The sequence below is a fragment of the Curtobacterium sp. PhB190 genome (assembly GCF_004365385.1).
In the GTDB taxonomy this organism is placed as follows: Bacteria; Actinomycetota; Actinomycetes; order Actinomycetales; family Microbacteriaceae; genus Curtobacterium.
Window position 1 is genome coordinate 25,171 of the sequence record NZ_SODN01000011.1, and the last position, 13,506, is coordinate 38,676.

The 13,506-nt window shown below is 71.5% G+C and carries 9 protein-coding genes and 1 other RNA gene; 9 read left to right on the forward strand and 1 reads right to left on the reverse strand.

Annotated elements, in window-relative coordinates; translation table 11 throughout:
- The first annotated feature begins 58 nt into the window (after positions 1–58).
- Both pta and EDF47_RS16695 read left to right on the forward strand, forming a co-directional pair.
- Complete coding sequence (pta, locus tag EDF47_RS16690; RefSeq protein ID WP_123292134.1) at positions 59–2,167, forward strand: phosphate acetyltransferase; 2,109 nt, start codon at positions 59–61, stop codon at positions 2,165–2,167.
- 66 nt (positions 2,168–2,233) lie between these two features.
- Entirely contained in the window at positions 2,234–3,430 is a 1,197-nt protein-coding gene (locus EDF47_RS16695; RefSeq protein ID WP_133938456.1) for an acetate kinase, read from the forward strand.
- 309 nt (positions 3,431–3,739) lie between these two features.
- On the opposite strand, the gene EDF47_RS16700 is transcribed toward EDF47_RS16695, so the two are convergent.
- Complete coding sequence (locus EDF47_RS16700; RefSeq protein WP_131845678.1) at positions 3,740–4,414, reverse strand: SDR family oxidoreductase; 675 nt, start codon at positions 4,412–4,414, stop codon at positions 3,740–3,742.
- 37 nt (positions 4,415–4,451) lie between these two features.
- On the opposite strand from EDF47_RS16700, the gene ffs reads away from it, so the two are divergent.
- The 7 genes from ffs to EDF47_RS16735 all read left to right on the forward strand — a co-directional run bounded on the left by ffs (position 4,452) and on the right by EDF47_RS16735 (position 13,439).
- An RNA gene (ffs, locus tag EDF47_RS16705) (signal recognition particle sRNA small type) lies at positions 4,452–4,548 on the forward strand.
- A 254-nt stretch (positions 4,549–4,802) separates the two neighbouring features.
- Positions 4,803–7,619: a DNA polymerase III subunit gamma and tau gene (locus tag EDF47_RS16710; protein WP_132100068.1), complete on the forward strand. Its 2,817-nt coding sequence runs from the start codon at positions 4,803–4,805 to the stop codon at positions 7,617–7,619.
- The gene (recR, locus tag EDF47_RS16715; RefSeq protein ID WP_111084231.1) at positions 7,619–8,218 is read left to right on the forward strand and encodes a recombination mediator RecR; all 600 of its coding nucleotides are present in this window, start codon (positions 7,619–7,621) and stop codon (positions 8,216–8,218) included. The genes EDF47_RS16710 and recR overlap by 1 nt, the downstream gene beginning before the upstream one ends.
- A gap of 116 nt (positions 8,219–8,334) precedes the next feature.
- On the forward strand, positions 8,335–9,600 hold the full coding sequence (locus EDF47_RS16720; protein ID WP_133938455.1) for an aspartate kinase: 1,266 nt from the start codon (positions 8,335–8,337) through the stop codon (positions 9,598–9,600).
- Between the two features lie 33 nt (positions 9,601–9,633).
- A complete protein-coding gene (locus EDF47_RS16725) occupies positions 9,634–10,686 on the forward strand; it encodes an aspartate-semialdehyde dehydrogenase (protein ID WP_133938453.1) in 1,053 nt (350 codons plus the stop codon).
- 112 nt (positions 10,687–10,798) lie between these two features.
- The gene (locus EDF47_RS16730; protein ID WP_133938451.1) at positions 10,799–12,286 is read left to right on the forward strand and encodes a malate:quinone oxidoreductase; all 1,488 of its coding nucleotides are present in this window, start codon (positions 10,799–10,801) and stop codon (positions 12,284–12,286) included.
- Positions 12,287–12,332: 46 nt separating this feature from the next.
- Complete coding sequence (locus EDF47_RS16735; protein WP_133938449.1) at positions 12,333–13,439, forward strand: Rv2578c family radical SAM protein; 1,107 nt, start codon at positions 12,333–12,335, stop codon at positions 13,437–13,439.
- Positions 13,440–13,506 lie beyond the last annotated feature (67 nt).

Here is a 13,506-nt window from a genome sequence, read left to right on the forward strand (position 1 = left end):
GTCGTCGAGGCGGGTGCTCCCAGTTGTCGTGACATGTCCGGCGACTACCCTGGGGCGCGTGTCGACCCGCATCTACATCACGTCAGCAGAAGGGCACACGGGCAAGAGCACCGTCGCCCTCGGTGTCCTCGAGACCCTCGCGCGCTCCGTCGGCCGCGTCGGCGTGTTCCGCCCCGTCGCCCGCTCGGTCGCCGAACCCGACTACGTGCTCGAACTGCTGCTGCAGCACACCGCGGTCGGGATCTCGTACGACGACGCCGTGGGGGTCACCTACGACGACGTCCACGCGGATCCGGACGCAGCGCTCGGCACCATCGTGAACCGCTTCGCCCAGGTGGAGCGGCAGTGCGACGCGGTGGTCGTGCTCGGGTCCGACTACACCGACGTCGGCAGCCCCACCGAGCTGTCGTTCAACGCGAAGGTCGCCGCGAACCTCGGTGCCCCGGTGCTCCTCGTCCTCGGTGGTCGTGACGCAGCCGAGCGCGGTGCCCGCACGCCCGAGGGGATGGCGCAGGTCGCGGACGTCACGACGAGCGAGCTGCGAGCGGCACACGCGCAGCTGTTCGGTGTCGTCGTGAACCGCGCCGACCCGGAGGCCCTCGCCGCGATCGTGGCGAGTGTCGAGCGGGCCGTGCACGACGACCACCCGGACGTGCCCGTGTGGGCGATCCCGGAGGACCGCGTCCTCGTCGCCCCGACCGTCCGTGCGCTGCTGCAGGCGACCGACGCGACCCTGGTGCGCGGGGACGACGCCCTGCTCGACCGCGAGGCACTCGGCACCGTCGTCGCCGGCATGAGCATGGAGAACGTCCTGCCCCGCCTGATCGAGGGCGGCATCGTCGTGGTCCCGGGCGACCGCAGCGACGTCCTCATCGCGACCCTGCTGGCGAACCAGTCGGACACGTTCCCGAGCCTGGCCGGCGTCATCCTGAACGGCGGGTTCGAGACCGCACCGCAGATCTCCCGGCTGCTCGAGGGCCTGTCGAGCTCGCTGCCGATCGCGCAGAACGACCTGGGCACGTACGACACCGCCCTCCGCATCACGCAGACCCGCGGGCGCCTGGCGGCGGACTCGCCCCGCAAGGCCGACCTCGCGCTCGCCCTGTTCGAGCAGCACGTGGACGCCGAGTCGCTGCGCGACCGCCTGCAGCTCACGCCGTCCGGCGTCGTCACGCCGCTCATGTTCGAGCACGGCCTGCTCGACCGGGCACGGGGCTACGGCAAGCACATCGTGCTGCCCGAGGGCGAGGACGACCGCATCCTCCGCGCGGCGTCGACGCTGCTCGCCCGCCAGGTCTGCGAGCTGACGATCCTCGGCGACCCCGCTGCGATCCGCACCCGCGCGACCGAGCTCGGACTCGACCTCGACGCCGCCCAGCTCGTGTCGCCGTTCGACCCCGAGCTCCGGGAACGCTTCGCGGAGGAGTACACCCGGCTCCGCGCCCACAAGGGGATGTCGATCGAGCTCGCGCGCGACACCGTGACCGACGTCTCGTACTTCGGCACGATGATGGTCCAGCTCGGACTCGCCGACGGCATGGTCTCCGGTGCGAAGCACACCACCGCGCACACCATCCGGCCGTCCTTCGAGATCATCAAGACCCGTCCGGACACGTCGATCGTGTCGAGCGTGTTCCTGATGGCGCTCGCGGACCGCGTCCTGGTCTACGGCGACTGCGCGGTGATCCCGGACCCGACGAGCGAGCAGCTCGCCGACATCGCGATCTCGTCGGCCGAGACGGCGACCCAGTTCGGCATCGACCCCCGCGTCGCGATGCTCAGCTACTCGACCGGCGACAGCGGCACCGGCGCCGACGTCGACAAGGTCCGTGCCGGCACCGCCTTCGTCCGTGAGCGCCGTCCCGACCTGCTCGTCGAGGGCCCGATCCAGTACGACGCCGCTGCCGACCCGACGGTCGCGAGCACGAAGATGCCGGACTCCCCGGTGGCCGGCAAGGCGACCGTCTTCATCTTCCCGGACCTCAACACGGGCAACAACACCTACAAGGCCGTGCAGCGCTCCGCCGGCGCGGTCGCCATCGGGCCCGTCCTGCAGGGACTGCGCAAGCCGATCAACGACCTCTCCCGCGGCGCCCTCGTCAGCGACATCGTGAACACCGTCGCGATCACCGCGATCCAGGCCGGCACCGCGTCCGACGCGGCCTGACCTGCGCGACGCACACCGCGCCTCCCGTCCGGCCGACCAGGCCATGAGCAGAAAGCGACACCACCCGTGACCGCAGCCCTCGTCGTGAACTCCGGATCGAGTTCGTTCAAGTACCAGCTCATCGAACTCGAGGGGGAGCGCACGCTCGCCTCCGGGCTCGTGGAGCGCATCGGCGAGTCGGCCGGCGCGTGGAAGCACACCAACGCGCTGACGGGGGAGTCGTCGTCGAACGACGCCGCGTCCGTGCCGGACCACGCCGCCGGGTTCCAGGCGATGATCGACGCGTTCGCCAAGGTCGGTCCGTCGTTCGACGAGCACCCGCCGGCCGTCGTCGGCCACCGCGTCGTGCACGGCGGCACCACCTTCGACCGCGCGACTGTGGTGACGGACGACGTCGAACGACAGATCGAGGCGCTCAACAGCCTCGCGCCGCTGCACAACCCGGCGAACCTCGAGGGGATCCGGGCCGCGAAGCAGGTGTTCTCCGACGTGCCGCACGTCGCCGTGTTCGACACCGCGTTCCACCAGACCATGCCGCCGCACGCCTACACCTACGCGATCCCGGCCGACCTGGCGTCGAAGTACTCCATCCGCCGCTACGGCATGCACGGCACGAGCCACAAGTACGTCTCCGAGCAGGCCGCGGTCTTCCTCGACCGCCCGCTGTCCGAGCTGAAGACCATCGTGCTGCACCTGGGCAACGGTGCCTCGGCCGCAGCGATCGACGGTGGGAAGTCGATCGAGACATCGATGGGCCTTACGCCACTCGAGGGCCTCGTCATGGGCACCCGCTCCGGCGACCTCGACCCCGCCGTCCTGCTGCACCTGCACCGCGAGGCCGGGCTGTCCTTCGACGAGCTCGACACCATGCTCAACAAGCAGTCCGGGCTGCTCGGCCTGACCGGCAACGGCGACATGCGCGACGTCCAGGACGCCGCCCTCAACGGCGACGAGGTCGCCGAAGCGGCGCTCGCCGTGTACCGCCACCGCATCCGTCGCTACGTCGGCGCCTACACGGCGCAGCTCGGCGGGCTCGACGCGTTGGTCTTCACCGCCGGCGTCGGCGAGAACAACGCGCTGCTGCGCCGGCGCGTGCTCGCCGGGCTCGAGCACCTGGGCATCGAGATCGACGCGGACCGCAACGAGCTGGGATCCCGGGAGGCCCGGGTCATCTCCACGGACACGTCACGTGTCGCGGTGCTCGTGATCCCGACGAACGAGGAACTGGAGATCGCCCGACAGTCGGCTGCGGTCGCGCTCTGACGCGCTGCGCGGTGCGCTGCGCGGCCTGGTGCCAGCACGGTGCGGCCTGCGTGGGCTGGTGCGGGGTTGGTGGCTGGGTGCGCGCTTGTAGCGCGGCACGGAGCGTGCAAGTTCGCACGGGGTGTCGAGGTGCGCACGGTGCGGACGGGAGGCGCGGGGCGGGCTGGCGCCGTGCCTCCCGTCCGGCGCTGGGTCGCGGTCACCGCACGGTGTGGCCTGCGTGGGCTGGTGCGGGGTTGGTGGCTGGGTGCGCGCTTGTGGCGCGGCACGGAGCGTGCAAGCTCGCACGGTGCGGACGGCGCGCGCGCCTCAGGACAGGGCGTCGAGGGCCGCGGGGATCGGCGTGTTCCCGCTCGTGACCTCGAACTGGACCCCGACGGCCGAGTCGTCGAGCAGCGCGTGCAGCACGACCGTGGCGACGTCGGCACGGGGGATCGAGCCGCGTGGGACGGTGCGCCCGACGTCGACCGTTCCTTGCGGCGGCGTGTCGAGCAGGCCTCCCGGACGCACGATCGTCCACCGCAGCCGTCGGGCGCGCAGGTTCGCGTCGGCCTCGGCCTTCGCCCGGAGGTAGACCTGGAACACGGCGGCGTCGTCCTTCGCGGGGACCACCGCGGCCTCCGGGTCGTAGGTGTCCGCCGCCATCGCCGACACCATCACGTAGCGGTCGATGCCCGCGCGCTCCGCGGCGTCCGCGAGCAGGATCGCGCCGTCCCGGTCGACGGTGAGCTTGCGCTCCGCACCGCTGTTCGGCCCGGCGCCGGCGGCGAACACCACAGCGTCGACCCCGCGGAGGCGCAGTGCCAGGTCGTCGTCGCCGAGCTGTTCGAGGTCCGCGACGATCGCCGTGGCACCCTGCTGCTCCACGTCGGCGACGTGTGCAGGGTTGCGGACGATCGCGACGGCGTCGTGTCCGGCGTCGGTGATCTGGCGGGCGAGGAGCAGTGCGATCTGGCCGTGTCCTCCGGCGATGGCGATCTTCATGTGTCAATCCTGCCCGGTCGCATCCGGTAGAGTTGTCGGCGGCTCCTCACGTGACGCCATCCAGGTGAACTCCCCCAGGGCGGAAACGCAGCAAGGGTAGCCGGGCTCTGGCGGGTGCGTGGGGAGTCTTTTCTGTCTCCGCGGGGGGGAGCCGGGGCTGTGTCCGTCTCCGGCGCGGGTGCGTGAGGAGTCTTTTCTGTCTCCGCAGGGGGAGCCGCGGCTGAGCCCGAGCAGCGTCCCGCACCGCGCCTCCTGTCCGACCCCGTGTCGGCCGGGAGGCGCGGTGCCGTCCGTGCGCTCGGCCCAGCCCGCGCAGGCGGTCCGGTCCAGTGCCCGTGGACCTGTGGAGGGGCACGCGGGTGTCGGTCGTCCCGGCTACCCTGGTCGCGTGGTCACCGCCCTGTATCGCCGTTACCGGCCCGAGAACTTCGCCGAGCTCATCGGGCAGTCGCAGGTCACCGACCCGCTCCGCACGGCGCTCCGCACCAACCGCGTCAACCACGCCTACCTGTTCAGTGGCCCGCGCGGCTGCGGCAAGACGACCTCGGCCCGCATCCTGGCGCGGTGCCTCAACTGTGCCGAGGGGCCGACCGACACTCCGTGCGGCGTCTGCCCGAGCTGTGTCGAGCTCGCCCGTGACGGCAGCGGCTCGCTCGACGTCATCGAGATCGACGCCGCGAGCCACAACGGTGTCGACGACGCGCGAGACCTCCGTGACCGCGCCGTGTTCGCCCCCGCGCGCGACCGCTACAAGATCTTCATCCTCGACGAAGCGCACATGGTCACCCCGCAGGGGTTCAACGCGCTGCTCAAGCTGGTCGAAGAACCGCCGGAGCACGTCAAGTTCATCTTCGCGACGACCGAGCCGGAGAAGGTCATCGGCACCATCCGGTCGCGCACCCACCACTACCCGTTCCGGCTCGTGCCGCCCGCCGTCATGCTCGAGTACATCGAGCAGCTCTGCACGCAGGAGTCCGTGACGGTCGCACCCGGCGTCCTGCCCCTGGTCGTGCGCGCCGGCGGCGGTTCCGTCCGCGACACCCTGTCCCTGCTCGACCAGCTCATCGCCGGCAGCGAAGACGGCGCGATCGCCTACGAACGCGCGGTCGCCCTGCTCGGCTACACCGACGCCGCGCTGCTCGACGACGTCGTGGACGCCCTCGCCGTGGCCGACCCGGCCTCCGCCTTCGCTGCGATCGACCGGGTCGTTCAGACCGGTCAGGACCCGCGTCGGTTCGTCGAGGACCTGCTCGAGCGCTTGCGCGACCTGATCGTCGTCGCGGCGACGAACGAGAGCGCCGCAGCGGTCCTGCGCGGTGTCTCGCCGGACGAGCTCGACACCATGACCCGGCAGGCCGGTGTCTTCGGTGCCACCGGGCTGTCCCGTGGCGCGGACATCGCGAACAAGGCGCTGACCGACATGACCGGAGCGACCTCGCCCCGGCTGCACCTCGAGCTCATGACGGCGCGCATGCTCGTGCCCGAGGCCGACGACACCCAGCGCGGTGCCCTCGCCCGGGTCGAGCGGCTCGAGCGCCGCGTCGGTGTCGGGGACGCCGGCGGACACCAGGCACCGTCCGGCGCAGTCGCGGCGCCGGGGTCCACCCAGCCGGCCGCCACCAGCACGGCGCCCGCACCGGCCCCGTCGTCGGCTGCGGCACCGCGTCGGCAGGAGCCCGCAGCGCAGCAGATCCCCGCCGCCCAGCAGGCCCCGGCCGTCCAGCAGGCCCCAGCGGCGCAGCAGGAGCCCGCCGCGGCGTCGGCGAACGCGGCTGCGGCGGCTCAGTCCGACGCCGGAAGTGCGGCACGTGACGCCGCAGCCTCCTGGGCTGCAGCCGTCCCGAGCGCTCCCGAGCCCGCTGCTCCGACCACCGAACAAGTCAGTGCTTCGTCCACGGGCCAGGGCACGACGATCGGTGACGAGCCGGCGGTCCGGACCGTCGGCGCCGTGGGCTTCCAGCAGATGCGCGACGCCTGGCCGCAGATCGTCGAGCACGTGCAGCACGCCAAGCGGTCGGCGTGGTCGGTGGTCGTCACCGCACAGGTGACCGCGCTGCGCGACGACGTGCTGACCCTGACCTTCCCGAGCCAGCAGGACGTCGCCTCGTTCAAGGAGATGTCCGACCCCTCGGCCAGTGTGAGCGAACTGCTCCGCGCCGCGATCATGGACGTCATCGGGCTCCGCGTGAAGTTCGTCGCCCGCGGTCCCGGGGGGCCTGGTCAACAGCGCACCCCGGTCCCCACGCAGCAGCCGTCCGCCCCGGCCGGCCGTCCGGCGCCGGCGAGCCAGCCCGCTGAGCAGGCGCAGCCGCAGTCGCAGCCGCAGCCGCAGACGTCGTCGGCGCCGCAGTCCGCCGCGCCCGCTCCGACGTCGGCCCCGGCCCCGGCCTCCGAGGCCGCTGCAGCCACCGGGGACGGTCCGGCCGCCCCTGCTGAGGCCGCCGCCTCCGCAGCGCCCGACACGACGGCGGCACCCGAACCCGCGGCGTCCACGCCGGAGTCCGGTCCCGCCGCCACCGAGCCGGAGCCCCGTCCGGCGCAGGCACCCGCTCCGGCGTCGGCGTCGGCTCCCGCTGCTGCGTCGGCACCCGCCCCGGCGCAGGCACCCGCCCCGGCGCAGGCGCCCGCACCGTCCGGCGCACCCGTCACCGACTGGGCGGTCGCGACGATCCCCGCGAGCGACCCCACCGCCGACGCCGTGCCCGAGTCCGTCGAACCCGGCTGGGCGGCCCCCTTCGGCACCGCTCCGGCCGCCGCGCCCGTCGCCCCGGCGGAGTCCGTCGACCCGCAGCAGCCCCGGTCCGAGGCGCCAGCGCAACCCGCCGGTGCCACCGCACCGCAGGGGGTGGAGCCGACCGACGTCGGACCGCAGGCGGCGTCGTCGACGGTCGCCGCGCCTCCCGGAGGACCCGTCGTACCGGGCGTGCCCGTCGACGACTACCCGCTGGACGACGAACCGTACGACGACGGCGCGCCGTTCCCGGACCCCGGTCACGGCCGATCCGCTGCAGCGCCCGCGCAGGCGCCGACCGCCCCGCGCGCGCAGACCGCCCCGCGCGCGCAGACCGCCCCGCCGGCCGCGCCGCGGACCGCACCACCGGCGCGTCGTGCGCCGGTCGCCGGTCGCTACGGCGAGGCCGTCGTGCGTGAGATCCTCAATGCCCAGTTCATCGAGGAGACCGCTCTCCACCAGGATGGTGCCTGATGTACGACGGGATCGTCCAGGACCTCATCGACGAGTTCGGTCGCCTGCCGGGCATCGGCCCGAAGTCGGCGCAACGCATCGCGTTCCACATCCTGCAGACCGAGTCGTTCGACCCGTCGCGGCTGTCCGAGCTGCTGGCGGACGTCAAGGAGCGCGTGCGCTTCTGCGAGATCTGCGGCAACGTCACCGAGAACGTCCAGTGCAGCATCTGCCGCGACCCGCGCCGGTCGCCGGCCACGATCTGCGTGGTGGAAGAGGCGAAGGACGTCGCGGCGATCGAACGCACCCGTGAGTTCCGCGGGCTCTACCACGTGCTCGGTGGCGCGATCAGCCCGATCGACGGCATCGGCCCGGACGACCTGCGGATCCAGCAGCTCATGACGCGCCTGGCCGACGGCACGGTCGAAGAGGTCATCATCGCGACCGACCCCAACCTCGAGGGCGAGGCGACGGCGACCTACCTGAGCCGGCTGCTCGTCCCGATGGGCATCCGGACGACCCGGCTGGCCTCGGGCCTGCCGGTCGGCGGCGACCTCGAGTACGCCGACGAGGTCACGCTCGGCCGTGCGTTCGAGGGCCGTCGCGTCGTCGGCGGCTGAGCCCCACGCAGGATCGTTGCGTCTGGGGCGGCTCGCACGCAACATCCTCGAAACACCGACTACCATTGTGAGACCGCGTGACCTCGCGGTGTCGCCGTCTCCGGGAGTACCAGCCAGTGGCCTTGATCGTGCAGAAGTTCGGTGGATCCTCCGTCGCGGACGCCGAGAGCATCAAGCGCGTGGCGAAGCGGATCGTCGAGACGAAGAAGGCCGGCAACGACGTCGTCGTGGCGGTCTCGGCGATGGGCGACACCACCGACGAGCTCGTCGACCTGGCGCACTCGGTCACCCCGATCCCCGCCGGCCGTGAACTCGACATGCTCCTGACCGCGGGGGAGCGCATCTCGATGGCGCTGCTCGCGATGGCGATCAAGAGCCTCGGGGTCGAAGCCTCGTCGTACACCGGCAGCCAGGCGGGCATGCTCACCGACGCGCAGCACGGCAAGGCGCGCATCGTCGACGTCACCCCGAAGCGCGTGCGCGAGGCGCTCGACTCCGGCCACGTCGCGATCGTCGCGGGGTTCCAGGGGTTCAACCGCACGACGGGCGAGATCACCACGCTCGGCCGGGGCGGCTCGGACACGACGGCCGTCGCCCTCGCCGCCGCGCTCGACGCCGACGTCTGCGAGATCTACACCGACGTCGACGGCATCTTCACCGCCGACCCTCGTGTCGTGCCGAAGGCCCGCAAGGTCGACCGCATCACGAGCGAGGAGATGCTCGAGCTCGCGGCGTCCGGCGCCAAGGTCCTCTACATCCGTGCCGTCGAGTACGCCCGCCGGCACGGCGTCACCCTGCACGTCCGGTCCTCGTTCAACAACACCGAGGGCACCATCGTCTACAACCCTGCCGAGGGGGAAACCGTGGAAGAACCGATCATCACCGGGATCGCCGGAGACCTCTCCGAGGGGAAGATCACCGTCGTGGGCGTCCCGGACCAGCCGGGCAAGGCCGCCGAGATCTTCACCAACGTCGCACGCGCCGGGGCGAACATCGACATGATCGTCCAGAACGTGTCGGCGGCGTCGACGGGGCGGACGGACATCTCGTTCACCCTGCCGAAGGACCAGGGCCAGACCGTGCTCACGGCGCTCGAGGTCGCGAAGTCCGACATCGGCTACGAGAGCATCCAGTACGACGACCAGATCGGCAAGCTCGCCCTGGTCGGTGCCGGCATGCGCACGAACGCCGGCGTCTCGGCGAAGCTCTTCCGCGCGCTGCACGACGCGTCGATCAACATCGAGATGATCTCCACCTCGGAGATCCGCATCTCGGTCGTCACCCGCGCCGACACCCTCAACGAGGCGATGCGGGTCGTGCACAACGCGTTCGACCTCGACGCCGATGCCGAAGCCGTCGTCCACGCCGGCACCGGCCGCTGACCCCACGCTGACCCGCTGAACCAGGAGCACCGCATGAGCACCCTCACCGTCGCCGTCGTCGGCGCCACCGGACAGGTCGGCGCCGTGATGCGTCGTCTGCTCGAAGAGCGCGCGTTCCCGGCCGACCAGGTCCGGTTCTTCGCGAGCGCCCGGTCCGCCGGCACGACCCTGCCGTTCCGCGGCGAGCAGATCGTGGTCGAGGACTCCGAGCTGGCCGACCCGTCGGGCATCGACATCGCCCTGTTCTCGGCCGGTGCCACCGCCTCGCGGGCCCTCGCGCCGAAGTTCGCCGCCGCCGGGGCACTCGTCGTCGACAACTCCAGCGCCTGGCGCATGGACCCCGAGGTCCCGCTCGTCGTGAGCGAGGTCAACCCGCACGCGATCGACGAGGCCCCCAAGGGGATCATCGCGAACCCCAACTGCACCACCATGGCGATCATGCCGGTGCTCAAGGTGCTGGACACCGAGGCCGGGCTCCGCCGTCTGGTCGCGACGACCTACCAGGCCGTCTCCGGCTCCGGGCTCGCCGGCGTCGAGGAACTGCTCGGCCAGGCGCGTGCCGCCCTCGAGCAGGACACCGCAGCGCTCACCCACGACGGTTCCGCGGTGACGTTCCCGGAGCCGGTCAAGTACGTCCGCCCGATCGCCTTCGACGTCGTGCCGCTCGCCGGCAGCATCGTCGAGGACGGCCTGGGGGAGACCGACGAAGAGAAGAAGCTCCGCAACGAGAGCCGCAAGATCCTCGAGCTCCCCGACCTGCTCGTCGCCGGCACGTGCGTGCGTGTGCCGGTCTTCACGGGCCACTCCATCTCGGTGCACGCCGAGTTCGAGCGTCCGCTGTCGCCCGAGCGTGCGACCGAGATCCTGTCGAGCGCACCGGGCGTGGAGCTGTCGGACGTTCCGACGCCGCTGCAGGCCGCCGGTCAGGACCCCACGTTCGTCGGGCGCATCCGTGCCGACCAGTCCGCGCCCGAGGGGCGTGGGCTCGCACTGTTCGTCAGCAACGACAACCTGCGGAAGGGTGCAGCGCTCAACGCGGTGCAGATCGCCGAGGCGATCGTCGCGCGCCGCGCCGTCGCCGCGTAGCCGTACCGTCGCCGCGGAGCGGCAGAATCGCCGCGGAGCGGCACGGCCCCGCGCCGCACGGTCACCGCGCGCGGCTGACCGGCCTGTCGGTCGACGCCGGTAGGATCGACGAGTGGCAGTGAAGCAGGTGGACCCGATCGATGTCGTCCTCGTCGGGGGAGGCATCATGAGCGCCACCCTCGGCGCGATCATCCACCGGCTCGAGCCTTCGTGGAAGATCCGCGTGTACGAGCGTCTCGGCGCCGTCGCGCAGGAGTCCTCGAACCCGTGGAACAACGCCGGCACCGGGCACTCCGCGCTCTGCGAGCTGAACTACACGCCCGAGCTCGCCGACGGTCGCGTCGAGATCGCGAAGGCCGTCACGGTCAACGAGCAGTTCCAGGTCTCGCGGCAGTTCTGGTCGCACCTGGTCGAGATCGGGACGCTGCCCGACCCGTCCAACTTCATCAACCCGACCCCGCACATCTCCTTCGTCTGGGGCGCGGACAACGTCGAGTACATGCGCAAGCGGTACGAGGCGATGCGGGGGCACCCGCTGTTCGCCGGGATCGAGTTCTCCGACGACCCCGCTCAGATCCGCAAGTGGGCGCCCGCGCTCATCCCCGGTCGCAAAAAGGACCAGCCGATCGCGGCGACCTACTCGGCGGCGGGCTCCGACGTCGACTTCGGGTCGCTCACCCGGCAGTTGTTCGACCAGCTCGAGCTCGACGGGCTCGAGTTCGAACCGAACCACCAGGTCAAGAACATCTCGCGGGGCAAGGACTTCGACGGCTGGGCGCTCGACGTCCTGAACGAGGTCGGTCGGTCGACGCAGAAGATCGCCGCGAAGTTCGTCTTCGTCGGTGCCGGCGGTGGGGCCCTGCAGCTGCTGCAGAAGTCCGGCATCCCGGAGATCCGTGGGTACGGCGGCTTCCCGGTCTCCGGCGAGTTCCTGCGCACCGACGACCCCGAGGTCGTGCAGAAGCACGCAGCCAAGGTCTACGGCAAGGCCAGCGTGGGGGCGCCGCCGATGTCGGTGCCGCACCTGGACACCCGCATCGTCGACGGCAACGCATCGCTGATGTTCGGGCCGTACGCCGGGTTCAGCCCGAAGTTCCTGAAGCAGGGGTCGATGCTCGACCTGTTCAAGTCGATCCGACCGCACAACCTGCGCCCGATGCTGAGCGTCGCGTTCTCGAACTTCGACCTGGTGCGCTACCTGATCGGCCAGCTGCTCGCCTCGAAGCAGACCAAGTTCGACGCGCTGCGCGACTTCATGCCGAGCGCCGAGCCCGAGAACTGGCACAAGATCATCGCGGGCCAGCGGGTGCAGGTCATCAAGCCGGACAAGGACAAGGGCGGGGTGCTGCAGTTCGGCACCGAGGTCATCACGGCCGCCGACGGTTCGATCGCCGGGCTCCTCGGGGCCTCGCCGGGGGCGTCGACCGCCGTGCCGATCATGCTCGGCCTGCTCCGGAAGTGCTTCCCCGACCGGTGGGACGGCTGGCAGGACGCGGTCCACGAGATGGTCCCGACCTACGGGCAGGACCTCGGTGACGACCCCGCCTTGGCCGACGCCACCCTCGAGCGCACGGCGAAGGTGCTCGGCCTGCACCACTGACCAGCTCCGGCTTGCGGCCTGTTCGAACATGTGTTCGAATGGCGCCATGCGGTGGAGTGGACAGGCGATCGATGCCGAGCAGAGCGACGCACTGCCGGGCATGGAGTCGAACAGCGGGTTCGTCCGGAGTCTGACGACGCCCGAGTTCGCGGGTGTCACGTTCCACGAGGTGCTGGCGAAGAGCGCGCTGAACCGGGTGCCGAGCGCTGACGGCTCCGGCACCTACGGCTGGACCATCAACCCGTACCGGGGGTGCAGTCACGCGTGCGTGTACTGCTTCGCGCGGCCGACGCACACCTACCTCGAGTTCGACGGCGGAGCCGACTTCGACCAGCAGATCGTCGTGAAGACGAACGTGGCCGACGTCCTGCGGCGTGAGCTCGGCAAGCCCACGTGGGACCGCCACCCGATCGCGCTCGGCACGAACACCGACCCCTACCAGCGTGCCGAGGGTCGGTACCGACTGATGCCCGGGGTGGTCCAGGCGTTGGCGGACAGCCGCACGCCGTTCAGCATCCTGACGAAGGGCACGCTGCTCCGGCGCGACCTGCCGCTCCTGGCCGAGGCGGCGAAGGTGGTGCCGGTCGACCTCGCGATGTCGATCGCCGTGTACGACGACGACCTGCAGCAGTCGGTGGAGCCCGGCACGCCCACGACGGCTGCGCGGCTCGCCACCGTGCGGGCGATCCGCGACGCCGGGCTCGACTGCGCGGTGTTCCTCATGCCCGTGCTGCCGTACATCACCGACACCCGTGCACACCTCGACGACGCCGTCGGTCGGGCTGCGGCGGCCGGTGCCACGAGCGTCATGTACTCCGCGCTGCACCTGCGGCCGGGCGTGAAGCCGTGGTGGTTCGAGTGGCTCGGACGCGAACGGCCGGACCTGGTGGCGCGCTACCGGGCGATGTACCTCGACAACACCTTCGCGCCGAAGGACTACCGCCGGTGGCTGTCGGAGCGCATCCGACCGATCCTGGCGGCGCACGACGTCGGCGTCGGACGCGTTGACCCGGCGACGGGGTCGATGGGCTTCTCGGACCCCTCGACGGTGCCGCAGGAACAGTCGATCCCCACGACGTCGCCGCTCAAGCGCGCGGATCCGGGCTTCGACCGCCGTCTGCGCCGACCGGTGGCGCCGCAGACGTTGTTCTGAGCAACGAAGGTTGCGCGTTCGGGGGACATCGGTGCTTGGTGGGGGCCGGTATCATCGGCCGGGTCGC

Bases quoted from the DNA above. Each gene is read 5' to 3' on its own strand.
- EDF47_RS16700 (WP_131845678.1), bottom strand. From the start codon at position 4,414: ATGAAGATCGCCATCGCCGGAGGACACGGCCAGATCGCACTGCTCCTC.
- EDF47_RS16735 (WP_133938449.1), top strand. From the start codon at position 12,333: ATGCGGTGGAGTGGACAGGCGATCGATGCCGAGCAGAGCGACGCACTG.
- recR (WP_111084231.1), top strand. From the start codon at position 7,619: ATGTACGACGGGATCGTCCAGGACCTCATCGACGAGTTCGGTCGCCTG.
- EDF47_RS16725 (WP_133938453.1), top strand. From the start codon at position 9,634: ATGAGCACCCTCACCGTCGCCGTCGTCGGCGCCACCGGACAGGTCGGC.